Annotated in this window: 1 protein-coding gene; it reads right to left on the bottom strand. The window is 71.6% G+C overall.

The window, feature by feature from the left end:
• On the bottom strand, window positions 1–250 hold a 250-nt coding region (locus ACYQ0J_RS00085; protein WP_460170212.1), incomplete at both ends, for a tyrosine-type recombinase/integrase.

Below are 250 nucleotides of genomic sequence, written 5' to 3'. Positions count from 1 at the left end.
GTAGGAGTGGCGGAGCTTATGGGGGGTGATGCGTTGCCAGTCCTTGAGCCCCGCCCGCCTGGCCACCCGCTTCACCATGGCCTCCACCGCCCGGGCGGAGAAGGGCTTTCCCCGGTTGGGCCCCGTGGTGTGGCTCCAGATGTAGGGGCTCGTGGGGTGGCCCTCGAGGTTCCGGTGCCGCAGCCACTGGTGCAGGGCCCGCTGGGCCGTGGGCGAGAGGACCACCATCCGCTCCTTCCCCCCCTTCCCC

The sequence above is a fragment of the Thermus sp. FJN-A genome (genome assembly GCF_054655095.1).
Note: the sequence above shows the minus strand (reverse complement) of the source record. Positions and strands in the feature narration are given on the sequence as shown.